The 25,150-nt window shown below is 72.1% G+C and carries 19 protein-coding genes; 10 read left to right on the top strand and 9 right to left on the bottom strand.

Annotation, left to right across the window (positions count from 1 at the left end):
• Positions 1-193 precede the first annotated feature (193 nt).
• The 4 genes from ACGFNI_RS10175 to ACGFNI_RS10160 all read right to left on the bottom strand — a co-directional run bounded on the left by ACGFNI_RS10175 (position 194) and on the right by ACGFNI_RS10160 (position 5,902).
• Positions 194-2,083, bottom strand: a complete 1,890-nt coding sequence (locus ACGFNI_RS10175; RefSeq protein ID WP_393682352.1) for an ABC transporter ATP-binding protein — start codon at positions 2,081-2,083, stop codon at positions 194-196.
• Positions 2,080-3,882, bottom strand: a complete 1,803-nt coding sequence (locus tag ACGFNI_RS10170; protein ID WP_393682351.1) for an ABC transporter transmembrane domain-containing protein — start codon at positions 3,880-3,882, stop codon at positions 2,080-2,082. The genes ACGFNI_RS10175 and ACGFNI_RS10170 overlap by 4 nt, the downstream gene beginning before the upstream one ends.
• A 44-nt stretch (positions 3,883-3,926) precedes the next feature.
• The gene (locus ACGFNI_RS10165; protein ID WP_393682349.1) at positions 3,927-5,111 is read right to left on the bottom strand and encodes a methyltransferase; all 1,185 of its coding nucleotides are present in this window, start codon (positions 5,109-5,111) and stop codon (positions 3,927-3,929) included.
• 131 nt (positions 5,112-5,242) lie between these two features.
• Entirely contained in the window at positions 5,243-5,902 is a 660-nt protein-coding gene (locus tag ACGFNI_RS10160; RefSeq protein WP_393682348.1) for a DUF4328 domain-containing protein, read from the bottom strand.
• Between the two features lie 213 nt (positions 5,903-6,115).
• On the opposite strand from ACGFNI_RS10160, the gene ACGFNI_RS10155 reads away from it, so the two are divergent.
• The 8 genes from ACGFNI_RS10155 (at position 6,116) to ACGFNI_RS10120 (ending at position 15,398) form a co-directional block, all read left to right on the top strand.
• Complete coding sequence (locus ACGFNI_RS10155) at positions 6,116-6,799, top strand: DUF899 family protein (protein WP_393682347.1); 684 nt, start codon at positions 6,116-6,118, stop codon at positions 6,797-6,799.
• Positions 6,800-7,093: 294 nt separating this feature from the next.
• On the top strand, positions 7,094-8,827 hold the full coding sequence (locus ACGFNI_RS10150; protein ID WP_393682345.1) for a hypothetical protein: 1,734 nt from the start codon (positions 7,094-7,096) through the stop codon (positions 8,825-8,827).
• Between the two features lie 93 nt (positions 8,828-8,920).
• On the top strand, positions 8,921-10,600 hold the full coding sequence (locus ACGFNI_RS10145) for an AMP-binding protein (protein WP_393682344.1): 1,680 nt from the start codon (positions 8,921-8,923) through the stop codon (positions 10,598-10,600).
• A complete protein-coding gene (locus ACGFNI_RS10140; RefSeq protein WP_393682343.1) occupies positions 10,597-11,196 on the top strand; it encodes a GNAT family N-acetyltransferase in 600 nt (199 codons plus the stop codon). The genes ACGFNI_RS10145 and ACGFNI_RS10140 overlap by 4 nt, the downstream gene beginning before the upstream one ends.
• A gap of 43 nt (positions 11,197-11,239) precedes the next feature.
• The gene (locus ACGFNI_RS10135) at positions 11,240-11,932 is read left to right on the top strand and encodes an alpha/beta hydrolase (RefSeq protein ID WP_393682342.1); all 693 of its coding nucleotides are present in this window, start codon (positions 11,240-11,242) and stop codon (positions 11,930-11,932) included.
• A 36-nt stretch (positions 11,933-11,968) separates the two neighbouring features.
• Positions 11,969-12,925, top strand: coding sequence for a cupin-like domain-containing protein (locus ACGFNI_RS10130; protein ID WP_393682341.1), 957 nt, complete (start codon positions 11,969-11,971; stop codon positions 12,923-12,925).
• A gap of 14 nt (positions 12,926-12,939) precedes the next feature.
• Positions 12,940-14,157: an ATP-grasp domain-containing protein gene (locus ACGFNI_RS10125; protein ID WP_393682340.1), complete on the top strand. Its 1,218-nt coding sequence runs from the start codon at positions 12,940-12,942 to the stop codon at positions 14,155-14,157.
• A 14-nt stretch (positions 14,158-14,171) separates the two neighbouring features.
• Positions 14,172-15,398, top strand: coding sequence for an ATP-grasp domain-containing protein (locus ACGFNI_RS10120; protein WP_393682338.1), 1,227 nt, complete (start codon positions 14,172-14,174; stop codon positions 15,396-15,398).
• 121 nt (positions 15,399-15,519) lie between these two features.
• Here ACGFNI_RS10120 and ACGFNI_RS10115 read toward each other — a convergent pair whose 3' ends face one another.
• From ACGFNI_RS10115 to ACGFNI_RS10095, 5 genes are all read right to left on the bottom strand, one after another.
• Complete coding sequence (locus ACGFNI_RS10115) at positions 15,520-17,421, bottom strand: ABC transporter ATP-binding protein (RefSeq protein WP_393682336.1); 1,902 nt, start codon at positions 17,419-17,421, stop codon at positions 15,520-15,522.
• Positions 17,418-19,313 (bottom strand): ABC transporter ATP-binding protein, encoded by a 1,896-nt coding sequence (locus tag ACGFNI_RS10110; protein WP_393682335.1) that lies wholly within the window; start codon positions 19,311-19,313, stop codon positions 17,418-17,420. Before ACGFNI_RS10110 ends, ACGFNI_RS10115 begins: the two co-directional genes overlap by 4 nt.
• A gap of 79 nt (positions 19,314-19,392) precedes the next feature.
• On the bottom strand, positions 19,393-19,929 hold the full coding sequence (locus ACGFNI_RS10105) for a hypothetical protein (RefSeq protein ID WP_393682333.1): 537 nt from the start codon (positions 19,927-19,929) through the stop codon (positions 19,393-19,395).
• A 3-nt stretch (positions 19,930-19,932) separates the two neighbouring features.
• Positions 19,933-21,606 carry an alpha/beta hydrolase gene (locus ACGFNI_RS10100; protein ID WP_393682332.1) on the bottom strand — a complete coding sequence of 558 codons (1,674 nt, stop codon included), beginning with the start codon at positions 21,604-21,606 and terminating at the stop codon, positions 19,933-19,935.
• Between the two features lie 73 nt (positions 21,607-21,679).
• Positions 21,680-22,210 (bottom strand): hypothetical protein, encoded by a 531-nt coding sequence (locus ACGFNI_RS10095; protein ID WP_393682330.1) that lies wholly within the window; start codon positions 22,208-22,210, stop codon positions 21,680-21,682.
• A 206-nt stretch (positions 22,211-22,416) separates the two neighbouring features.
• Here ACGFNI_RS10095 and ACGFNI_RS10090 point away from each other — a divergent pair, with 206 nt between their 5' ends.
• Both ACGFNI_RS10090 and ACGFNI_RS10085 read left to right on the top strand, forming a co-directional pair.
• On the top strand, positions 22,417-23,673 hold the full coding sequence (locus ACGFNI_RS10090; protein WP_393682328.1) for an Ig-like domain-containing protein: 1,257 nt from the start codon (positions 22,417-22,419) through the stop codon (positions 23,671-23,673).
• Between the two features lie 210 nt (positions 23,674-23,883).
• On the top strand, positions 23,884-25,101 hold the full coding sequence (locus tag ACGFNI_RS10085) for an Ig-like domain-containing protein (protein WP_393683010.1): 1,218 nt from the start codon (positions 23,884-23,886) through the stop codon (positions 25,099-25,101).
• The last annotated feature ends 49 nt before the right edge of the window (positions 25,102-25,150 follow it).

Here is a 25,150-nt window from a genome sequence, read left to right as displayed (position 1 = left end):
GGGGGGAGACGTGGTGCCGACTGCCGCGCGGGTGAGCCGTGGGGTCCGCGTGGCGGCTGCGGGGAAGAGTCCCACCGTCCCGGCGTCGTTGTCAGGGTCTCTTCAACTAAATGGCCGGAAAACGTCCGTTGCTCGGAATTCACCTCCGGATTACGGACAGATCGCGGGAAAACGCGGCGGGGGAGCCGGTTCCTCAGACGCGCGGCGACGGCAGCTCGCCGTCCCCGTGCCAGGAATGCCACAGGGCCGCGTAGGCACCTTCGGCCGCCACGAGCGCGTCATGGGTGCCCAGCTCGGCCAGCCGGCCCGCCTCCATGACCGCCACCCGGTCCGCGTCGTGCGCGGTGTGCAGCCGGTGCGCGATGGCGATGACCGTACGGCCCTCCAGCACGGCGGCCAGCGCACGCTCGGCGTGCCGGGCGGTCCGCGGATCCAGCAGCGCCGTCGCCTCGTCCAGGATCACCGTGTGCGGATCCGCCAGCAGCACCCGCGCCAGCGCGAGTTGCTGGGACTGGGCGCCGTCCGGGCGGAAACCGCCGGCCCCCAGCTCGGTGTCCAGGCCCGCGGGCAGCCGCGCCGCCCAGTCCGCGCCGACGGTGGCGAGCGCGGCGCGCAGCTCGGCGTCGGCCGCGGCCGGGGCGCCGATCAGCAGATTGTCCCGGACCGTCCCCAGGAACACATGGTGCTCCTGGGTCACCAGGACGACCTGCCGCCGCAGGACTTCGGGCGCAAGACCGGCGACCGGCACCCCGCCGACCGTCACCGAACCGCCGCTCGGCGCGTCCACCCCGGCGAGCAGCCTGCCAAGCGTGGACTTGCCCGCGCCCGAAGGGCCGACGAGCGCGAGCCGTTCGCCCGGCCGCACACTCAGGTCGACGCCGCGCAGCACCTCGTCACCGGAGCCGCCGGGGTAGGCGTAGCGCACGCCGGTGACGTCGATGCGGTCGGCGGCCCCGGCACAACCGTACGGGCCGTCGCGGCCGTCGCGGTGGCCGTCGGCCGGCGAGGGCGACGGGACCTGCGGGGCACGGCGGGCGGTACGGGACGGGCCGGGCTTCCCGGAAGCCGTGCCGTCCGCGGCTTCCATGGCCGCGCCGACACCCTCGACCCGCGCGAACGCGGCGCCGCTGCTCTGCAGTTGCTCCACCCAGAGCAGGACGGTGTCCAGTGGCGCCGACACCTGCCGCAGATACAGCGCGGCCGACACCACCACCCCCAGGCTCACCACCCCGGAGCCGTGCAGCGCCCCGCCCGCCAGCAGCACCCCCACGACCGGTACCGCGTACGAGGCGTCCACCGCGGGAAACAGGACGCTGCGCAGGAACAGCGTCCGCAGCCGGGTGCGCCGGCAGCGCTCGACCGCCTCCTGGCAGGCCGCCGCACGGCGCTCCTGAAGGCCGAGCGCCTCGACGGTCCTGGCGCCGGCCGCCGTCGCGGCCAGCAGCTCGGCCAGCGCCGACTGGGCCGCGCCCTCCGCCAGATACGCCTCCCGCGCCCGGCGCAGATACCAGCGGACGGCGAACCAACTGCCCAGCAGACCAAGGCCGCAGGCGCCGAGCAGCGGATCGAGCAGCACCACGGCACCGAGCAGGAACAGCGCCTGGACCGCGGCGACCGACACCTCGGGCGCCGCGTCGCGCAGCGTCCTGCCGACGGTGGCGACATCCGTCGTGCCGCGCGCCGTCAGATCTCCGGTACCCGCCCGCTCCACGACCGCGGCGGGCAGCGCCAGCGCGCGGTCGACGAACTCCGTACGCACCCGGTCCAGCGTCCGCTCGCCGAACCGGTGGCCGACGTAGCGCGCATACCGCGCCAGCAGCAACTGGGCCACCGCGCAGACCAGGAGCACCAGCGCCAGCCGGTCCACCACGCCCACTCCGCCACCGGCCCGCACGGTGTCGACGATCCTGCCGAGCAGCCAGGGACCGGCGAGACCTGCCGCCGCCGCCAGTGCGTTGAGGGCGAGCAGTGCGGCGAAGGCACGGCCGTCCCTGCGGACGAGTCCGAGCGCGGCGCGCCGGGTCCTGCGCGGCCCCGCCACCGGCAGCGCGCCCTCGGGTGCGGTCTCCTGGCCGCCGCTCACCTGGCCTCCTCGACCTGTACGCCGTCCGGTTCCGCGGCCCCGGCGTCGTCATCGCCGCGCGCCACCAACCTGCGGTATTCCGGCTGCGACGCGAGGAGTTGACGGTGGCTGCCGACCGCCGCGACCCGGCCGCCGACCAGGTGGTACACGGTGTCGGCGCGGTCGAGCAGCAGCGGCGACGTGCTGGTGACGACGGTCGTGCGGCCCGACCTCGCGGCGTGCAGCCGGGCGGCGATGGCCGCTTCGGTGTGCGCGTCGACGGCCGACGCCGGTTCCACGGCGAGCAGCACCTCGGGGTCGGCCAGCAGCGCCCGCACCAGCCGGATGCGCTGCCGCTGCCCACCGGAGAGATTGCGTCCGCCCGCCGCCACCGGCGAGTCCAGACCGTCCGGCAGTCCGCGCACGATGTCTTCGGCGACGGCGGAGTGCAGGGCATCGGCCACGGCCGCCGCGTCCCGCCCGCGACGTCCCGAGACCACCTCGCGCAGCGTGCCGGCGAACAGCTCCGCCTCGTTGTCGGCGACCAGGATCCGCTCGCGCAGCCGCGCGCGGCCGACACCGTCGATGCGTACCGCGCCCCACGTGGCGGCCGAGTCCGCGAAGCCGCCGAGCCGGTCGATCACCGCGGCCGAATCGGCGGGACGTGCCGCGGCCAGCACGGTCAGCTCCCCGGGCACCACCTCGACACCCGACTCCGGATCGCGCAGCGCGGACGGCACCGCGGGACCGTCAGGCGTGCCGCCGCCGGGCCCGCCGTCGGCCGGCGGTTCCAGGTCCAGGAAACGCGTCACCCGGCGGGCGGCGACCAGGCCACGGGTGAGGTCGTAGCCCCCTTCGATGAAGAACGTCACCGGGATCACCAGCGCCGCCGTATAGCCGTACACGGCGACCAACTCGCCGACGCTCAGCGTGCCTTGGGCCGCCATCCGGGCCGCGAGCCAGGTCACGGCGGCGAGGAACAGGGTCGGCAGGCCCACTCCGAGCGCCTGGATCCAGCTGGTCACCGCGCCGACCCGGTACCCCTCGGCGCGCAGCGCGTCCGACTCCCGGCGGTACCGCGCGGCGAACGCCTCCTTGCCGCCGAGCCCGCCCAGCACCCGCAGGCCGCCGACCAGGTCCGTCAGCCGCGCGGCCAGACCGCTCTGCCGTTCGCGGTAGCGGGACTCGGCGCCCTGCAGCCGCCCCAGCAGCGGCCCCACCAGCACCGCGAGCAGCGGCACTCCCAGCAGCACCAGCACGGCGAGCAGCGCCGACACCGACAGCAGCAGGACGGCCACCACCCCGTACGCGAGGACGGCGCCGACGCCTGGCCCGGTCAGGGTCAGCGTCTGGCTGATCACGGCGACGTCCCCGATGCCGATGGTGACCACCTCGCCCGCCGTCGCTCTGCGCGGCAGCGCGGCGCCCAGCCGCAGCGTGTGCGCCACGACGACCCGCACCGTACGGAAGGTGGCGTCCATCCGGATCTTGGTCATGGTGCGGTGCCGCATGATCGCGAGGAAGGCGTTCAGCACCCCGGTGGCCAGCAGGACACCGCTCCAGCCGAGCAACGGCCCCGTCCTGCCGGGCGCCAGGCCCTCGTCGATGGCGCGGGACAGCACGTACGGCGGCAGCATCAGCCCGACCATCCACAGGCTGCCGAACGTCGCACCGGCGGCGACGCGGCGCGGCTGGCTGCGGGTCAGCCACCACAGATAGCGCGCGGGGCCGCGGTGGTCGGGCACGTCGGGGCCCGCCGCCCCACGGCCGGATATGCCCGGTTCCGGCGCGTCCCACAGGTCCGATGCAGGGGCGTTCATGCCCGCACCCTATGCGAGGCGATCCGCCGCCAGGAGGGGCCGGGTCAGCGCTTGACGGCCCGCAGGATCACGAACTTCGGGTCGGAAGCGACCACTTCGCAGTTGCCGAACAGGCGGCGCAGCCGTACGTGGTAGCCGAGGTGACGGTTGCCGATGACCCACAGTTCGCCGCCGGGGCGCAGCGCGGCCCGCGCCCCGCCGAACATGCTGCGGGCGGTCGCGTCGGACGTCGCGCGATGGCTGTGGAACGGCGGGTTGTTGAGGACCAGGTCCACCGAACCGGCCGGCACCTGCGACAGCGCGTCGCCGACGACGAACTCGGCCTTCGCGGTGGCAGGCGCGTTCGCCGCGAAGGTGGCCCGCGCCGACGCCACCGCCGAGAACGACTCGTCGATGAAGGTCACTTCGGCCCCGGGGTCGGCCAGCGCCATCGCGGTACCGACCACGCCGTTGCCGCAGCCGAGGTCCACCACCCGTCCCGCGCCCCGGCCCGCGGGCAGGTGCGCCAGCAGGAAGCGGGTGCCGATGTCGAGCCGGTCGGCGCAGAAGATGCCGGCGTGATTGGTGACCGTACGGCCCGAGACGACCCCGACGTCCGCGGGCAGCGGATAGCTGCGCGGCCAGGAGCTGGGGACGCGGGGGAGCCCGGGGTCGGGGGTGCAGAAGATCAGCCGCGCCTTCTTGACGGCGAGGGAGGTCCTGGTCGGCCCGATGATCTGCTCGAACAGCTTCAGGGTCGAGGTGTGGATCTCGGTGACCATGCCCGCGCCGACGACGCGGGTACCGGCGTGCACGGCGGGCGCCAGCCGGCGCAACTGGTCCTCCAGCAGTGCGAGGCTCTTGGGCACACGGACCAGCAACAGGTCGATCCGCTCCGGCGGAGTGTCCAGCACGGAGTGCAGTCCCACCGCCTCCGGGTCGACGCCGCTGCGCCGCAGGTTCGCCGCCGTCGCCCGCTGCGTGAGATACGAGTCGGTGATCTGCACGGGACGCCGGGCGGCCAGCGCGGTCGCCAGGGCGCCCCACCGATCGCCGAGTACGACGGTGGCGCCGGTGCCGGTACCGGGCTCGGTTCCGGCCGCCGCCCCGGTTCCGGTCTCGGCCTCAACCTCGGCGAGGTGCTGGAGCAGGTACGCGTCGGCGGCGTCCCAGGCGCGGAGCGTGTCGCGGGGGTCCTCGGGGAAGCGGCTGAGGTCGAACGCACCCCATGACGTCGTGAAACGGTTCATCGTGGACTCAGGCTAGCCGAGAGCGGTACGGGCACGCGGCGGGGCCGTCGGCTGCCCGTGGCAGCCGCTCAGCGGCGCTGCGACTCGGTCCCGTGCCGGAGGCCGGCGGGCAGGGCTACCGGGGCGGTGTCCTACTTCAGGGGTGCACCGGTGTGCCGCTGCTGTGCCGCGGTGAGGGCGCGGACGACGAAGATGGCGGTCAGCGCCGCGCCGACGACGGCGGCGTCGGACGCCAGGAGCGGCGAAACGCGCTCGTAGGCGCGGGCGATGACGCCGTCCGTGGAGTCCGTGGAATTCAGGCCGAGACCGCTCAGCACGCCGACCAGCCACAGGCCCCACCACCAGTTCACGACGCGCGGCAGCCGCTCGTCCGGGGCGCTCGCACGGTGGATGTCGACGATGATGCCGCGGGGCAACCACAGGTTCGCGATGGGCACGATCCAGCCCGCGTAGAGCCATGGCAAGGCATAGCGCGGGGGCTTTCCCGAGAGGGCGCGGGCGTTGGCCTGGACGCGCAGCAGCCAGATCAGGAACGTGAGCGCGCAGAGCACCGTGGCGGCGTCTCCCAGGGTGCTGACGAAGTGGTAGGCGTTCTCCAGTGAGGTCAGCGGGCGGTGTCTGCCGTCGCCCTGGTCCGGCGGCCCGGAAGCGGGCATCCCGGACATGGCGAGCCGGATCTGCCACGCTCCCCGGAGCCCCCAGGCGGCTGCGGCGAGGGCGAGGGCGGTGGTGGCGCAGCGGGCCGCTCCGCGGACCGGCTGCAGGGACGGCGACGCTATGTGATCGTTCACCGGGTCATCCTGGCGCACGCGAGGGCGGGTACGCCAGGCAGGGGCAGCACGCCTGCCCCGTCGGCCGGTTGACGCGTGACGTGCCCGGATGCGGACCTGTGCGGGCCGCGCGGCCCGTACCGCTCGCACCGTGCCGCCATAGACTTGAGGGGCCGGGCCGGGGGACGGGGAACCGAGGGCTCGGGACCGGGGAGGCCACCCCAGGAGGACGCGATGTTGCGGCACACCCGACTGGCCGGGGAATCGGCGGACTACCTCGCCGCCCGCGAAGAGTTGCGCCGGGCCGAGACCGACCTCATGCGCCACCGCGAGCAGGTCGCGGCACGGCGACGGGCACTTCCGCAGGGGCCGCCCGTCGACGACTACGTCTTCACCGAGGGCCCCGTCGGACTCGACGCCGGTGACACACCGGTCCGCGAGGTCACCCTGAGCGGTCTTTTCACCGCCCCGGACCGTCCGCTGATCGTCTACCACTTCATGTACGGCAAGCGGCAGACCGAGCCCTGCCCGATGTGCACCCTGTGGATCGACGGCTTCCAGGGCATCGCCCACCACGTCGCCCGCAACGCCGACTTCGTCATCGCCGCTGCCGCCGAACCGCCCGTCCTGCGGCAGCACGCCCGCAACCGCGGCTGGTCCCGGCTGCGGCTGCTGAGCTGCGGCGACAGCAGGTTCAAGTACGACCTGGGCAGCGAGGACGAGGACGGCGAGCAGGACTCCACCGTCTCCGTCTTCACCCGCGACGAGGACGGCACGGTCCGCCACCGCTACTCCGCCCACCCCCGCATGGCCGACGACATCGACGAGCGCGGCATCGACCTCCTGGCGCCCGTCTGGCACCTCCTCGACCTGACCCCGCAGGGCCGCGGCGACTGGTACCCGAGCGTCGGCTACTGACCTCCGCGCGAGGTGGACGGCCGGACGGTCATGGGCGCGGCGCGGAGGGGAAGGATTGTGTGGCTTGCGCGCGCGGGAACGGCTTCTTGATCGAATTCATGGGAACTGATCTTTTCGGCTCGTTCGCACGCGCAGGGGAACGGCCGAAAACTGCGTATACGCCGTAACGGGCCGTTGTCACCATGAGCGCTGTTCTGTCAGGCTGCTCACCAGTTTCCGCTGATTCCATTGAGGCGCTTCATTGCCGAACGGCAGGGGATCTTCATGCTTTTGTCGGGATCGGGTACTGCCGTATTGCGTTCACAGGAGGCATCGAGCTGGCTGCTCAGCGAGCTGACCAGCAATGGCCGAATTCCCTTCCGGCTCGCCTGCCGCAGATTGACGGTGTGGGAGGCGCTGCTCGTCCAGTACGTGCTCGGCAGGACCGACGTCGAATGCGTCGCGGACCCGGATCCCGGCGCCGGCCTCATCCCGGTGACCCGCTCCGCCCTCTTCGGTATTTCCTTCTGGAAGCCCGGTGAGCTGGGGGAATCCGCTCCGGAGCCGCTTGCCTGGATGCGTGTGCCGCCCGAAGTTCTCGACATGGTCGACGAGGAGGCGCGGTCCGCCCAGGCGCGGGAAGCCGCCGCATTCCACGAGGTCGACGCCATACTCCGCAGTTGGGAGGACAAAGGGGAACTCGATCACCGGCTGATCCGGCTGGCCGATTGGGTCGAACGCGTCGAGACGGTTTACATATTCGTGGGACGCGAGGTCTTCTCGAAGTCCGACGCCGGCAGCAACACCTTGACGCGGGAAGGCCGCCTGTCGAATCTTCGGCAACGCCCCGTCGAAACCTGGCACCGGGCGGACCGGTTATTCGTCGTCCTCGCGCACTGCCTGTTCAACAGCGGCCGTTCCGTCCGATTCGAGGAGTTCAACGGAGTGCAGCTTTCGGCGACCGGGCTCCGCCAATATCTGCTGGACCGCCATGCGCATTACTGCGCCGCAATCGGACGCCCGCCGCACAATCCCGGCGGTATGCCGCTGCTGGATCTCGCCGATGAGGTCCGCGCCCTCCAGAGCGAGGTCGACCGGCACTCGCACCTCATGCGCTACCGCCGCATCAACGGCCTGACCTTCGCGAAGAACGAGTACCTGACCGACTTCCCGCAGCCACGCGATCCGCACGCCCTGCCCGAGCTGATCGCCCGCCACGGCCGCGCCCACCTGGGCGTCGAGCCGACCGGACGGGTACGGGACGACCTGCGCTCCCTCGCCGTCGCGGCCATCCTCCGCGACGCGCAGACAGCCGCGGACGACGGGCCCCGGGCCGGGCACGGTGCCGTCGGGGAACTCCTCGCCGCCCTCGTGCTCTCCGCCGTGCACGCCACCGATTCCGACTACGGCATGAGCAGTTCCGTCCGCGACCTCGCACGGCTGCGCGGCGCCGGGCCCGGCGGTCCCGACGGGGTGCTGGAACTCAAGAAGGCCGACTTCCTCTGCTGCTGTCTGCCCCACCCCACCCGCATGGCAGGGGACGGCGACGAAACCGCCCGCATCCTGTGGCGGGCCGCCCAGCGCATGATGTACAACCGCTGGCACTTCGCCCCCGGCGAATTCGACCGCGAAGCCATTCCCGAGAAACGGCACTACTTCTTTCCGCCGCAGGTGCCCGACATCACCGAACACGCCGAGCACCACCACGGCGGCCACACCGCCTCACGGGTGCGCTTCTCCATCCGCGCCCCCGGCGCCCAGGCGTGGCACCCGCCGTTCACCGTCTTCGGCCACGGCTTCCGCGGCTGCTACGACATCCGGCTGGTCCGCACCGACCGCCCGGCCTACACCCTGCGAGAACTCCAGGAGGCCGTCCGCCACTGCTCGCTCGTCGACGAACTGTGGCGGACCCTCGCGGACGGCGTCGAGCACGGCACCCTGCCCGTGAGCCCGATGGGCGGCTTCGACCGCGACTGGTACCTGTCGCGGGGGTGGGAGCGGCTGGACGCGTACCCCCTCGGCACCGGGGCCCTGCCCGTACCCGGCTGACCGCCGCCGCGCTCCCGGCGGCACCGCTGCGGCCCGACACCACGGCGCGCGACCGTGCCCGCCCGCCGCCACCTTCCGAGGAGGAACACCCGTATGACCGAGCAGACCGCGGGCCAGGACCAGGGCCCTCCCGTACCGGTCGCCGACGTCGTCAACACCGTCGCCGGGACCGTGTGCCGGGACACCCGGCACCGCATCCACTACCGCGAGGACGGCGAGATCCGCTCGCTGAGCCTCGCCGACCTCGACGCGGCTGCCGTCCGGGTGGCCGCCCGGCTCCACGCGCTCGGCATCCGCGCCCGCGACCGGGTCGGCGTCATGGCGCCCAACCGGATCGAGTGGGTGCTGCTCGACCTCGCCGCGCTCAAGCTCGGCGCCGTGACCGCCGGAATCGAACCGGACCGCCACCAACCCGCCGCCGTACTCGCCGAGTTCGGCCTCGGCCTGCTGTTCACCGGTGACCCCCACCACGTCGGCGACGCCTCAGGCGCGTTGGTGCACGACATCGCGCAGGTCCACGCCTGGGCCTTCGACGCCGCCGGCACACCGGCCGACGCGCCCGCGCTGCCGCCCCACCCCGGCTACGATCCGGCCGACATCTGCGCGGTCAAGCAGACCTCCGGGAGCACCGGACCGCCCAAGGGCATCGAGGTCACCGTCGCCAGCGTCAACCGGTCGCTGGCCGCCGTGCAGGAGATGTTCGACCACCGCGACGGCGACAACCTGCTGGTCTTCCTGCCCGTCCGGTTCCTCCAGCAGCGCTACTGGATCTACTCGGCCCTCGCACACGGCCACGACGTCACCCTCGCCGACCGGGTCACCGCGGTGGAGACGGCGCACGCGGTCTCCCCGACCGTGATCATGGGGGTGCCCGGGTTCTACGGTCAGCTCATGACCCGGCTGGAAGCCGACGGGATTCCCGCCGACCCGGCGGGCCGCGGGGCCGCGATCCAGCAGGCGCTCGGTGGCCGCATCCGCTACCTGTGGACCGGGTCCGCCCCGGCAGGGCGCCAGGTGCTGCACTACTTCCACGACGCCGGCGTCCCCCTCCACGAGGGCTACGGCCTCAACGAGACGTGCATCGTCACCAAGAACCACCCCGGCGCCTTCCGGGTCGGCAGCGTCGGCCGGGTGCTGCCCCACAAGCGGATCCGCTTCGACAAGGACGGCATCCTCATCGTCGGCAGCAGCCACCCCGTCAACACCCGCTACACCTGGTGTGCGCCCGGCGCCAACGAGCGGGTGTTCCTGCCCACCGGCGAGGTCAAGACCTACGACATCGGCCACGTCGACGAGGACGGCTTCCTCTACATCGACGGCCGCGTCGACGACATCGTCACCCTGAGCGGAGCACTCAACATCCTGGTGCCCCTCGTCGAGGAACGCCTCCGCGAGCTGCCAGGGGTGCACGACTGCGCCGTCTTCGGCGACGGCAGGCCCTACCTCACCGCGGTCGTCTCACCGGCCACCCCCGACCTCGACGGGGAGGCGCTCGCCCGCGACCTGGCCAAGCTGAACCAAGAACTCCGCTACGAGCAGCGCCTCTTCGCCGCCGTCATCGCGGACGAGCCGTTCTCCATCGAGAACGGCCTGCTGAACGCCCAGTACAAGCTGATGCGGACACCGATCGGCGCCCGCTACGCAGGAGACCTGGAACGGGCCTACGCGGAGCACCGGATCTACAACGACGGCACCGTCGGCGACGCACCGGTGCTGGTGACGGCGGCGGCCGGACCGCCACACGGCGGACGAACGGAGGACGAGCGGAAGTGAGCTGGGACAAGCTGGCCGAACTGGAGCTGGCCAACGACCGGGTGACCCTGCGGCGCATCCGCATCGCCGACACCGAGGCATTCGCCGAGATCGCGTACGAGCCGGAGATCTGGCGCCACTTCGTGCAGCGCATCGCGACGCGGGACGACCTGCACACGTTCATGGAGACAGCGATCCGGGACACCCTGACCGGCACCCGCATCGTGTTCGCCGTCCTCGACAACGCCACCGGGCAGATCGTCGGCAGCACCGCCTACGGCAACCTGTCCGCGGCCGAACGCCGGCTGGAGATCGGCTGGTCGTGGCTGTACGCGGGGGCCCGCAGGACCGGCGTCAACCGGGCCGCCAAGCTGGCCCTGCTCCACCACGCGTTCGGCGAACTCGGCTGTGCGCGGGTCGAGTTCAAGACCGACGTGCGCAACGCCGGGGCGCGGGCCGGCCTGGCCGGCATCGGAGCGACCGAGGAAGGCGTCCTGCGCAGCTTCAACTTCATGCCAGGCGGGCGCCGCCGCGACATCGTCTACTACAGCATCCTGCGTGACGAGTGGCCCGCCGTACGCAAGGAGCGGTTCGAGGCGACCGGCGCCGGCAGCTGAACCTCACCACCACGGCAGCACGTCCACAGGGGGAGGGCACACAGTGCAGCACGAGTTCGTCATCGAAGCCGCCGGAGAGCGTCTGGCGGCGACGAAGACCACGGGAGAAGGCGGGGCCGAGCCACGGATCCTGGCCCTGCACGGCCTGGGCACCACCGCGACCCGGCACCGGGTGCGCTACCTGCTCGACGCGCTGGCCGACCACGGACACGGTTCGCTCACCTTCGACTTCTCCGGCAACGGCGACAGCACCGGAGCGCTCACCCGGTCCACCCTGCGCCGTCGCCGCACCGAGACCCTGGCCGCGGCCGGCCGGCTGGCGAAGACCGGGCCGCCCGTGATCATCGGCACCAGCATGGGCGCTCACCTCGCCGCCTGGACCGTGCCGGAGCTGCGTCCGCGCGCCCTGGTGCTGTTCTGCCCGGCGACCTACCCCGCGCACGCCGCCGACCTGCCCTTCGACGGCAGCCTGGTCCGCCCAGCCAACCACCCCGACTCGCCCGCGTACGCCGCCCTGCGCCGGTTCGACGGCGACCTGCTGATCTTCGGCGCCCGCCAGGACCAGGTCTGCCCACCCGAGGTCATCGAGGGGTACCTCGACCACGCCCGCAGCGCCCGCTCCGCCGAGGTCGTCTGGCTCGAAGGCTGCGACCACTTCGTCCACCGCTGGCTGCCAGGCCAGGAATCCCTGCGGGAGGACGCCGTGCACGCCGTGCTGCGCCTGCTCGCCGCCTGACCCACACCCACGCCCGCACCCGGGAGGCGCATCGCCATGCAGACCGAGCGGAACCTGCTCAAACGACGTGACATCGACGCCCTGACGACGGTGGCGGCGGCCTTCCGCTCCGGCCCGCTGGCCGGGCTTCTCGACTCCGCCCCGGAGCTGGAGCGCCGCAGCGGCCTGACGCGGGAGGAGTTCGAGCGGGAGTACCGCTTCAGGGGCCGCCCGGTCGTCCTGGACGGCTACGCCGCCGACTGGCCGTCCGTACGCCACTGGACCTTCCAGAACCTCGCCGACCGCTGCGCCGACGTCCCGGTCGTGGTCGACAGCTACCGCAGCGAGGCCGCGCGCCGGACCACCTTCGGCGAGTTCGTCACCCGGCTGGAGGCGAGCGCGGGCAGCGGCGCCGACCCGCTCTACCTCCAGGAGTGGTACTACCGGACCGTCGCCCCCGAACTGGCCGATGACCTGCCCGAACTGGACATCGCCCAGTACGACTTCCGGCGCGACCTGTACGGCGAGGCCGCCTCCACCAACCACCAGCTGTGGATCGGCCAGCAGGGCGGCATCACCCGCCTGCACCAGGACGCGTACTCCGTCGACGTCATGCACGCGCAGATCGTCGGTGAGAAGCTCTGGCACATCATGGGCCCCGGCGCCGAGCTGCTGCCGGGGCCCGGCGGCACGGCGCAACTGGACGCACTGTGCGCCTCCCCCGGCACCCGGCTGATGCGCTTCGTCCTGCGGCCGGGCGACGTGCTCTACCTCCCCGCACTGTGGTTCCACCGCATCGAGCTGCTCAGCGACTCCATCGGACTCGGCCGCAAATGCCTGGACCAGGCCCACCTCGGCGCCCACATCCGCCAGCGCATCGGGGAGTTGCTGGCCCTCGCCCTCAACCCGGACGAGCTGCGCGTCACCCACTCCGAGCTGTTCGACGTCGTCATCGCCAGAGCCAGGGCCCTGGCCGACCGGATGGACATCGACCTGTCCCGGCTACGTCAGTGAGGTAGAAAGAGCCCATGAGGCAACAGCACATCCTGCTGGTCGGCGGCCGAGGCCACGAATTGCCCAAGGCGGCGGCGCTGAGCCTGCGCCACTCGATGGTCCAGTCCCCGGAGCGGGCGAACGAGGCGCAGGCCGCAGCCGCCGCGCGGTACGCCGTCCTGGACTACCGGAACCTGGACGAGGTCCTTCCGCTCGCCCGGGACTGGCACGCGGCAGACCCCTTCGACGCCGTGCTCTCCTTCACCGAGTACGGCCTGGAGCCCGCCTCCCGGATCGCGATCGACCTGGGCGTTCCCGGGGGAAACCTGACCGCCGTCCTCGCCACCCGCGACAAGACCAGGACCCGCGCGCTGCTCGACCGGCACGGCCTGAGCCCCGTACGCCACCGTCTGTGCGCCACCGCGTCGGACGCCGCCGCCTTCCTGGACGAGCTCGACGGACAGCCTCTCGTGCTCAAGCCACCGTCGGGCGGCCTCAGCGAAGGGGTCTACGTCGTCGGGTCCGCCCGGCAGCTCGCCGAGCGCTGGGCCTGGACCGCGGCCGTGGCCGGCCGGGAAGCGGTACTGGCGGAGGAGTTCCTCACCGGACCCGAGTACAGCGTCGAGTCGGTCTCCCGGCACGGCAGGCACGAGGTCGTCATGGTCACCGAGAAGATGACCACGGGCTCACCCGGCTTCGTGGAACTCGGCCACCAGGCCCCCGCCCGCCTCGACGCCGGTGACCGGGACGCGATCGAGAAGCTCGTCCTGCAGTTCCTCGACCTCATCGGCCAGCGGACCGGACCTGTCCACAGCGAGCTGCGCCTCACCCCGAACGGCCCACGCCTCATCGAGGCCCAGACCCGCGTCGGCGGCGACCAGATCTGGGAGATGTGCCAGTTGGTCAGCGGCGCCGATCAGATCACCGAGACCCTCTCCGCCCTGCTGGGCCTGCCGGACCCGCCGCGCGTCCCGAAGGCCCGCGCGGCTGCCATCCGCTTCTTCTCCCACGAAAACGTCCGCATCCGGCACGTCGATGGCGTCCCCGAAGCCGAGCGCGCCCCCGGCGTCATCCGGGCGGTGTGCACCCTGCGGCCCGGCCGGCAGCTCGGTCCCCTCGTCTCATCCGACTCCCGCCAGGGGTACGTGCTGTGCGCCGGCGGCAGCACGGAGGACGCCGTGGCCAAGGCCGAGGCGGCGCGCGATCTCGTCCGTGTGGACGCCGTGCCGCTCGCCGGCACCCCGGCACGGTAAGTCAAGGAGTGAACATGCGAGTTCTCGTGATCGGCACCAACAGGATGTGCCACGAACGGCTTCGCGACCAGGGCCACGAGCTGGTGCTCTTCGTCCCGCGGGCCAGGGCCAGGCGGGAGGACGCGACCGGCCCGTACGCCCATGTGGTGATCCTCGACGACGGTGCCGGTGACGGCCTGTGGGCCGATATCGCCGAGGCCCTGCACCGCAGCGCGCCCTTCGACACCGTCGCCGCGCACAACGAGCACACCTACCCCCTCGTGCACGCCGTCAGCGCACGTCTCGGCATCCCCTCCACGGTCGACCTCGACCTGTTCCACCGGGTGCTGGACAAGGCGAAAATGCGGGAGATCCTCGACAAGCACGACATCCCCAGCTGCCGGCACGCCTACGCCCGCGGCCGGCAGGCCGTCCTGGAAGCCGTCGGTGAGATCGGCCTGCCGTGCATCGTCAAACCGGTGGACACCGAGGCCAGCGTGGGGGTTTCGCGCATCGACACCCCCGAGGACATCGAGGCGGCACTGCACCGGGTCGGCTCCGCACACATCGAACGAGGGGTAATCGTCGAGGAGTTCCTCGACGGCAGGGAGCTGAGCGTCGAGGCGCTCTCCACCGGCGGCGGGCACCGCATCGTCGCCGTCACCCGCAAGTTCACCGACGCCGAGACGTTCGTCTCGCGGGGCCACGTCGTGCCCGCCCCGCTCGCCCCCGATGAGCACGCCGCCGTCACCGCGTACGTCACCCGCGTCCTCGACGCCTTCGGCTTCCACGACTGCCCCTCGCACACCGAGGTCATGCTGACCGACCGCGGGCCGCGCATCATCGAGATGCACAACCGGATCGGCGGGGACGCCATCATGGATCTCGTCCACCTCTCCACCGGCGTGGACATGTACGACCTGGTCGCCCGGCAGAGCATCGGCGAGGACATCGGCGCCCTGCTGCCCCAGGAGACCGTCCACGACCGCAGCGCCGCGGCCTGGTACGCGGCCCCCTCCGGGCCGTCGACGCACACCCTGCTGGACGTGCACGGCGTCGAGCAGGTCCGCGACCTGCCCCACGTCCACGCCGTCACACTGCTGAAGGAGCCGGGAAGCCCGCAGCCCACGGTCCGGCAGAACTTCGACCGGTCCGGCCGTGTCATCGCCGTCGGCGACTCGCCCCGGCAGGCGGTGAGCCGCGCCCGCGAGGCGACCGGCATGCTGCGCTTCGTCTACGGCTGGAGCGCGCCGGACGCGTGAGCCGGGAGGGTGAGCCGGGAGGGTGCGGCTCGGCCGGCCCCTTCGGGCCCTTTGACGCTCCGCGCGCGGGATGTGCCCCGGGCGGCCTGCGCGATTGCACCGGCCGTCCCGGGGGCCCCGCTCACCCCACGCTGTCCCGCCAGGCCCGGTGCAACGCGGCGAAGCGGCCTCGGCCGGCGATCAGGGCGGCCGGGGTGCCGTCCTCCACGATCCGGCCGTCCGCCATGACCAGCACCCGGTCGGCGATCTCCACCGTCGACAGGCGGTGCGCGATCACCACGGACGTACGGCCTCGCAGCACGGTGTCCATGGCGCGCTGCACCGCCCGCTCGCCCGGAATGTCCAGCGAGCTGGTCGCCTCGTCCAGGATCAGTACCGCCGGGTCGGCCAGCAGGGCCCGCGCGAAGCCGACCAACTGCCGCTGGCCCGCGGAGATCCGGCCGCCGCGCTTGCGGACGTCCGTGTCGTAACCGTCCGGCAGCGCGGCGATGAAGTCGTGTGCGCCGATCGCCCTGGCCGCCTGCTCGATCTGCGCGCGGGTGGCGTCGGGGCGGCCGATGGCGATGTTGTCGGCGACCGTGCCGGAGAACAGGAACGCCTCCTGGGTGACCATCACCACGCCCCGGCGCAGCTCGGCGGCGGACAGCTCCCGCAGGTCGACACCGTCGAGCAGGACCCGGCCCTCGGTCGGGTCGTAGAAGCGGGCCAGCAACTTGGCGAGGGTCGACTTGCCCGCGCCCGTCGAGCCCACCACGGCGGTGGTCCCGCCCGCGGCCAGCGTCAGACCGAAGCGGGGCAGCACCTCGCCGCCGGTGCGATAGGCGAAGCGGACGTCATCGAAGGTGACCGTGCGGCCGGGGCGGCCGTCGGCGACGGGCGGCAGCTCCGCGGGCGACTCCGGCTCCGGAACGGACGGGCGCTGCGCGAGCAGCCCCGCGATCTTGCCGAGCGAAGCCGCCGCCGACTCATAGGAGTTGAGGAACATGCCCAGCCGGTCGATGGGGTCGTACAGGCGGCGCAGATACAGCACGGCCGCGGCCAGCACCCCCAGCGGCAGGCCGCCGGCGGCCACCCGGTACGCGCCCCACAGCACGATCGCGGCGACCGCGGTGTTGGCCACCAGACCGGACAGCGCGACATAGCGGGCCATCTCCAGGGTCGCGTCGCCGTTGACGCGCTGGTGCCGGTGGTTCAGCCGGGCGAACTCGGCTTCGTTGGCCCGCTCCCGGCGGAACGCCTGCACCGGGCGGATGCCGTTGACCGTCTCCGTGAACTTCACGATGACGGCGGCGATGGCCGATGACTTCGTGCCGTACACCCGCTGGGAGCGGCGGCGGAAGGACGCCACGAGGAGATACAGCGGGCCCGCCGAGACGAGGGCCGCGGCGCCGGAACCCCAGTCCAGGTACAGCAGCATCGCGGTGATGTACACCGTCGACAGGCCGACCGAGATCAGCTCTTCCAGGCCCTCCTCCAGGAGTTCGCGCAGCGACTCCACGTCCGTCGTCGCGCGGGATATCAGCCGGCCTGAGGTGTAGCGCTCGTGGAAGTCCAGGCTGAGCACCTGCGCGTGCCGGAAGATCCTGCCGCGCAGATCGAGCAGGACGTCCTGGCTGATCCTGGCCGAACACCTGACGAAGAGGTACTGGAGCCCGCCGGACGCCGCGGCGCACAGCACGGCCGCCACCGCCACGGCGATCAGCGGGCCGGTGTGCCCCGCGCGCAGGGCGGGCACCGCGCGGTCGATCGCGAACGCCACGAGCAGCGGCCCCGCCTGCACCGCCGCCTGCTGGAGCAGCAGCACAACGGCCGCCACCCGGACGCGCCTGGCGTGCGGGGCGAGCAGCGAACGCAGCAGGGAGCGGGATGCGCCCTCCGGGGCCGGCAGCACGTCCCGCTCGAAGGCGTCACCGGACGCGGGCCCGGCCGCGACGTCCGGCGGGGCGCCTTGCGCGGTGGCCGTCGCGGGGTCCGGGCCGTCGTCGTGGCTCTCGGGCGGCAGGTCCGTGGAAGGTGCCGTCATCGGGTGTCGCCTCCGTCGGGCCGTGCCGTTCCCCCGCCGGCCGGCGGCGGGCTCCCGGCCGGCTCCTCTTCCCCGGCGCCGTCCGCGCCGGACATCAGGGCGGCGTACTCGGGGTGGCTGCGCAGGAGTTCGTGGTGGGTGCCGACGGCGCTGATCCGGCCGCCGGACAGCAGCGCCACCCGGTCGGCCAGCAGGACCGTGGACGGGCGGTGCGCGACGACCAGGGCGGTGGTGGTCGCCAGCACCGTGCGCAGCGCCGCCTCCACCTTCGCCTCGGTGTGCACGTCGAGCGCGGAGAGCGGGTCGTCAAGTATCAGGAAGCGGGGCCTGCCGACCACGGCACGGGCCAGCGCGAGCCGCTGCCGCTGGCCGCCCGACAGGCTCAGGCCCTGCTCGCCGACCTGCGTGGCGGAGCCTTCGGGCAGCGCGTCGACGAATCCGTCGGCCTGGGCCACCTCCAACGCGCGGCGCAGATCGCTCTCTTGGAGCCGCTCGCCGCCCATGAGGACGTTCTCCGCTGCGGTCGCCGAGAACAGCGTCGGTTCCTCGAACGCGACCGACACCAGGGCGCGGGCCTCCGCACGCGTGAACGTGGTCAGGTCCCGCCCGTCGAGCGTGATCCGGCCGGCCGTGGTGTCGTGGAGCCGCGGCACCAGGGCGGTGAGGGTGGTCTTCCCGCTGCCCGTGGCGCCGACCAGGGCCATCGTCTCGCCTGGCCTGATGTGCAGGTCGATGCCGCGCAGCGTCGGCGGCGCGTCCGGGGGCGCGTCGGGATACCGGAACTCGACCCCCGCGAACTCCAGCCCGCCCACGCCGTCGGGCACAGCGTCCCCGTCCCCGGCGCCGGCACCGGGTGTCCGCTCCGGTGCGGCGGGTGCCGCCGGTTCGTCCAGCACCTCGAAGTACCGGTCGGTGGCCGTCGCCGCTTCGTTGCTCAGCGCCAGCAGGAAACCGATGGAGTCCACCGGCCAGCGCAGCGCGAGCGCCGTCGACAGGAATGCGACGAGGGTGCCGGCCGAGAGACCGCCGTGCGCCACCTGGACCGTGCCCAGTACCAGGGCGGCACCGATCGCCAGCTCGGGGAGGAAGGTGATGGCTCCCCAGATCGCGGCGAGCAGCCGGGCCTTGTGGAGTTCGGTGGTCCGCAGCTCGTGGCTCAGCCGCCGGAAGGCGCGGGCCTGGCTGCGGTGGCGCCCGAAGCCCTTCACGACCCGGATGCCGAGCACGGACTCCTCGATCACCGTCGTCAGATCGCCGACCTGGTCCAGCGCCCGGCGGGCGGCGAGCGCGTACTTCGCCTCGAACACCGAGCACACCACCATCAGCGGCAGCACCGGCGCCAGCAGGACAAGACCGAGCCAGAACTGCTGAGCCAGCAGGATCGCGCAGCCCACCACGATGGTGACGCCGTTGACCATCAGGAACGTCAGCGGGAACGCCAGGAACATGCGCAGCATCTGGAGGTCGGTGGTGGCGCGGGACAGGAGCTGCCCCGACGACCACCGGTCGTGGAAGGCGACCGGGAGGCGCTGGATGTGGCGGTACAGGGCCGCGCGCATGGACGCCTCGACCCGGGCCAGGGGCCGGGCCACCAGCCAGCGCCGCAGCCCGAACAGGCCCGCCTCGGCGACCCCGAGCAGCAGCAGATACCCGCCGCCCAGCCACACCCCGCCCGGATCCCCCTCCGCCACCGGGCCGTCCACCAGCCACTTCAGCACCAGCGGAATGACCAGCGCGATGCAGGAGGCGACCACCGCCACCACCGCGGCGGTGGCCAGCCGCCCGCGCACCGGCCGGACGAAGGGCCACAGCCGCAACAGGGAACGCACGGCGGAGTGCCCGTCCGGCCCGCCGGACGGGGAACGCGTCGGTGTACTCGTTGCAGCAGCCATCGTGAGTGAGAGTAAGGGCGACCACTGACAACGCTCACGTGGATTTTTCGCCGGGCCCGTCCACCCGCCGCGACGACGGTCAGAACTTCTGCTGTTCGCCCCCGGGCGGGAGGAAGCAGGCCGTACTGACCTCCAGCCGGAGGGTGTTGGCGGGTTTCACGGTGTCGGCGACGATCAGGAAGCGCTCCTTGGTGTTCTTCCCGTACAGCGTGACCGCCGGCCGCTGCGGGTCCTCCGAGTAGTCGGAGACGTCCACACCCTGGCTCCTCAGCGCCTTCCGCAGCTTCTTGACGGCTGCGATCTGCTCACCGGCCGGGACGCGGGCGTACGCGGCGTAGCTGAGGGTGAACCTGCCGTCGTCCGCCACCTCGTCGTTCTTGCCGATGCACGCCTCGAAATGCGTGCGGGGTGCCGGGTCATCGGCGATGTCCACCTGCGCGTGGTGGGCCATCGTCGCGGTGTACTGCTTGGCCCAGGCCAGCGTGTCCTCCCGGCTCTTCCGCGGCAGCGGGGCGTTGGCGTTCTCGGACGGCTGGGACATGCAGGCTCCCGTGAGCAGGGCGGTCAGGGCGATCAGGGTGAAGGACCGAACGGCCTTCGTGCGGCGGGCTGTCATGGGTTACGGGTGCGGTCCCATCGGAATGTCCGGGCGGTCCGGGTCGCCCGGGGGCGGCCCCTTCGGGGACGGGGTGGGGGTGACCCCGGCGATGACCTTGCCCTGGTTGGCGAGGCTCTGGCTCGGCCCGTGGTCGGTCTCGTCCCAGTAGCCGCTGTGTCCGTGCGTGTCCACCTTGAACCGCCGGCCGCCGAAGGCTTCCTGGGACGGATCGGGCCCCAGGGTCATGCCCGCGGCGTTCTTGATCCCGTCGTCCTGGGCCAGGCCGATGTAGACGTGGTCGGGATCGATGTTCAGGTCCTCGGCCTTGTCGACGGTCATGCCGGGGCTGCCGACCACCGCGATGTTGTCCGTGTCCAGGCCGCCGCCGTCCGAGGCCGCGGCGCCGACCACGGTGGAGCCGTAACTGTGCCCGAGCACACTGAGGTTGGCGGGTTCGCCCTCGTGCGACGCGCGCAGTCCGTGCGTGAAGTTCCGCAGGCCGGGCGCGGCGTCCTCGGCCCGTCCGGTTCCGGCGACGTCCAGGTTGCCCGCCTGGGAGCCGGGGATCTCGGGAGCGTCGTATCCGAGCCAATAGACCATGGACGTCTTCGCGCCGGGGTCGGCGTCACCCGCGGCGTTCTGCAGCTTGTCCATCCGGCCGAGCTGTCCCTCGGTGGATTCCATCGTCGTCGACGTGCCAGGAACGCTCACCCCGACATTGTCCGCGGTGTCCGGGTTTCCCATGGCGAGAATGGCTTTTCCGTCGCCCTCGGATTCGAATCCGAGCACGTAGAGCTGCTTTTCTCCGGTGATGCCGTCCCGCTTGTCCAGTTCCGCCTGGAGGGTCTGCATGTTGTTGAGGCGCTTGTTGTAGTCGTCGGTGGAGTACTTGTCGTGGTACTCGTAATTCTCCATCGCGCTCAACTCCTGCTCCAGCGCGAGTCTGTTGGCGCCATCCCGGGTCGCGGACGGCAGTCCGTCGGTCCTGCCGATGATTTCCGGATGGAGCGCCGCATAGGACTCCCGCTGGCCCTCAGGAAGGTTTTTCCACCATTCCGCGGCGTCCTTGGGGTCGTTCGGCGGATACGGCCTGCCGATATCGATGTGCAGGTCCTCGGAGACCTGCTTGACGTCGTCGCGCGCCTCGCCCGCCGCGTCGTCGATGTTGCCCTGAAGGATGTCGCCGCTGAGCCGCCCCAGCGCCTTGGCCGCTTCGTCGCTGGCATCCCGCGCCCGCGCGATGCAGTCATTGATCTCGATCTGGTAGTTCTCCAGCCTGGTGAACAGATCGAACCGGTCCTGCCTGGTCTCGCTCTCCTGCTCCTTTTCCCGGCCCTTCGGCGGGTGGACGGCGCCCTCGTCGTCGACGGAGAAGTTCTCGCTCTCGATTTCCTTGACGGTGCTGCGCAGATGGCTCTGTGCGAGCAGCATCTTGGCCGCGCCCTGGGCGATGGTTTCGGATATCGCCATCGCTTCGGTGCGGACGATGCCGAAGCGGCTCTCCAGGTCTTCCAGGTAGAAGAGCGCCGCATCGGCGTCGTCCCCCGACCAGTTGGCGTGCAGCGGCCCGGTGACTTTCGTCCGGTGCCGGTCGTTGAGCTCGTCCATATGGGTGGACAGCCTGTGCCAGGCCGCCGATGCTTCGTCGCAGTCCGAGAAATCCTGCTTCAGCAGTCGCGAATAGTCGCTGGTCACGTGTGTTTACTTCCCTGTGGCAACAGCGGGTGACGGATGGCTTTTCCGTCTCTCGACGGATGCTTTCCGTCTCTCACCCGAAGGGGGAATCGGCGGTCGGCATCGGCATGGGCGCGGCGTTCCGCATGTCGTCGGCGGTCCACTGCGCGCCGGGATCGCGGGCGGGACGCGCCGTGTTGCCCCGGTCCAGGAAGGCGGGCGGCGCCGGCAGCGGCGAGGTGCCTTCGGACCCGACGGCTCCGGGTCCGCCGATGCCGGCGCCGGCGGGCGCGGCCAGGGTCTGCGGCGCCGACTGCGCCAGGCCACCGGTGTTCTCGAAGTCATCGGACGTCGCGGTGTCGTTCCAGTCGTGACCTTCGGCGCAGGTCCGAAGGTTGGCGGCGCCGGTCTTGGCGCGCTTGTGCATGCCGTTCAGCGACGGCTGCCAGCTGTCGGCCGTGGCCAGCAGCGCCTGCGAGAGCGACCAGCCCTTGAGCGACGCCGCGGCATCCTTGGTGCTGCTGAGGGCCTTGCGGTTCTTGTCCGTCATGTCATCCGAGATGGCGTCCTCCGCGTGTGCGGCGGCGCGCAGCTCTCCCGGATCGACGGATGTCTTGGACGACATCCTGTTGCCTTCCCCCGAGTCCAGTTTGCGCCCCGACAATAGCAACGCCCTGGTGACAGCGGTTTCCGGCTTGTCCTCCCGGTGCGCGCGGCGGGTACGGGGGGCGCGTTTCCCGGTGCGACCCGGGGCGTGCGCGCCCTGGCCGCGCGGCATGCCGGACGGTCACATACGGTGCGGTGACCGCCTCATCCGTCACAATTCGGGACATGTCCGGTGATAAGAAGGATCACAACTCTCAGCGCACCGCCCGCCGATGGCCTGCTCGCCTCCTCCCGCAGGCCGGGTACCGCGCCACCCTCGTCCTGGTGACCCTGCTCGGTCTGACCGCACTGGCGGGCTGCGCGGTCGCGGGCGAACTGCTCAGCGGGAAGCCGCCCGGCCCGCGGTACGCGATCGAGGTCGTCCCGGGCGACGGTGCGCACCGGGTACGGGCGAACGGACGGTTCGAGGTCCGGGTGCCCGCCGGACGGCTGGAGCGGGTGGCGGTCCAGCGGGAAGGGGACACCGGGGAGGCGTCCGTGGCGGGCCGTATCTCGGCGGACCACAAGACCTGGCGGCCGTCGGCGGGACCGCTGGAGTCCGGCGCGACGTACACCGTGGACGCGGCGGCGGTGGACGGCAAGGGCCACCACGTGACCCGCCACACCACCTTCACCACCTACGTGTCCCCGCACCGCCTGATCGGCTACTTCACGCCCGAGAACAAGGCCACGGTCGGCACCGGCATGATCGTCTCGCTCCAGTTCAACCGGCCGATCGCGCGCCGCGCCGTCGTCGAACGGGCCATCACGGTCACCGCGGAACCGGACGTCGAGATCGCCGCCCACTGGTTCGGCAACCAGCGGCTTGACTTCCGTCCGCGCGAGCGCTGGCAGCCGGGCACCGAGGTCACGGTCGACCTCAGGCTGCGCGGGGTCAAGGCGGGCCCCGAGGCGGTCGGGGCGCAGCGCAAGACCGTCCGCTTCCGGATCGGCAGGGACCAGACCAGCGTTATCGACGCGGCCACGCACACCCTGACGGTCCGCCGCGACGGCAAGGTGACGGCCACCCTTCCCGCCACCGCCGGCGACCGGAAGCACCCCACGTACAACGGGAAGATGGTGATCCTGGAGCGGCACCGGGTGACGCGGATGAACAGCAGGACCGTCGGTTTCGGCGGCGAGTACGACATCCCGGACGTGCCGCACGCCATGCGGCTGACCCCGTCGGGGACGTTCCTGCACGGCAACTACTGGGCGCCGCCCGAGGTCTTCGGCTGGGACAACACCAGCCACGGGTGCGTGAGCCTGCGGGACACCAAGGGCGGCGGGCGGGGCACACCCGCCGGGTGGCTCTACGGGCAGTCGATGGTCGGCGACATCGTGGAGGTGCGGAATTCGAAGGACCGCATCGTCGCGCCGGACAACGGGCTCGGCGGCTGGAACATGCCGTGGGAGCAGTGGCGGCAGGGGAGCGTGCTGTAGCCGGGGCTCGTGCGCCCGCCCGGCTCCGCCGGGAAACGGCACGGTGCCGTCGCCGGGCATCGCGTTGTCGGACCGGTGTGGTTATCTATCGGCACGCGCGCGGCGGTCCGGCACGCAGGGCGGGAGGCGGCGCGCCGGGCAGGGCGGTGTCCCGCGCGCGGGGGAGCGCGCGTGGTGCGAGGGGGAAAGGGGCCGGTCGTGAAGCAGTCGATGGCGAAGGAGCCGGTGCGCGGGCGGCGGTGGCGGCGCGGCGGGGCGGTGGCGCTGCTGCTCGGATCCGTGCTGCTGGTGACGGCGTGCGGCGGCGGCGCGGCCGGCCGGCAGGAGCCGGACGGGAAGGCGGCGGGCGGTACGGCCGCCTCGCAGGCCGCCGTGACCGTCTCGCCCGATGACGGCGCCGAAGGCGTGGCCACCAGCGGTGCGTTGAAGGTGACGGCCCGGAAGGGCAAGCTCAGGTCCGTCCGGGTCGAGGACGACAAGGGCAACGAGGTCGGCGGCAAGATATCCGGCGACGGCACGCGGTGGCGGCCCAGCGGCCATCTCGGGGCATCGGCCCAGTACACCGTCGACGCGGTGGCCGTCGACAGCCGGGGCCGTGAGTCCGCCGAGCACTCCGCCTTCAGCACGCTCGTCCCCAAGAACACCTTCATCGGCCGCTACACCCCGGACGCCGGCCGGCAAGTCGGCGTCGGCATGCCCGTATCGATCCGCTTCACCCGCGGCATCACCGACCCCGCCGCCGTCGAAGGCGCCATCAAGGTCACCGCCGAGCCGTCCGTCCCCGTCGAGGGCCACTGGTTCGGCAACGACCGCCTCGACTTCCGCCCCGAGAAGTACTGGGCGGCGGGCACCAAAGTCACCCTCAGGCTCGCGCTGAACGGCGTCGAGGGCCGCCCGGGTGTCTACGGCACCCAGGACAAGTCGGTGTCGTTCACGGTCGGCCGCAGCCAGGTGAGCACCGTCGACGCCGCGTCGAAGACGATGACCGTGGTCCGCGACGGCAAGAAGATCAAGACCATCCCGATATCCGCGGGCGCCCCGGGCACCGAGACCTACAACGGCCGGATGGTGATCAGCGAGAAGCTGCCGGTCACCCGGATGAACGGCGACACCGTCGGCTTCGGCGGCCAGTACGACATCAAGGACGTCCCGCACGCCATGCGGCTCAGCACCTCCGGGACGTTCATCCACGGCAACTACTGGTCGGGGAAGGCCGCGTTCGGCGCCCGCAACGCCAGCCACGGCTGCGTGGGACTCTTCGACCGGCGCGGCGGCGGCGACGCGTCCACCCCCGCGGCGTGGTTCTTCCGCCACTCGCTGATAGGCGACGTCGTGATCGTCGAGAACTCGCACGACGAGACGATCCGGCCCGACAACGGCTTCAGCGACTGGAACCTCTCCTGGAAGCAGTGGAACGCCGGGCGATAGACCGGCCGGAGACGGCGGCGGAGCCGGGCGGCACTGTGACCAAGTGCAC

The organism is Streptomyces sp. NPDC048644, assembly GCF_043199105.1.
Lineage (GTDB): Bacteria > Actinomycetota > Actinomycetes > Streptomycetales > Streptomycetaceae > Streptomyces.
This window is presented reverse-complemented; position numbering and strand designations above follow the sequence as displayed.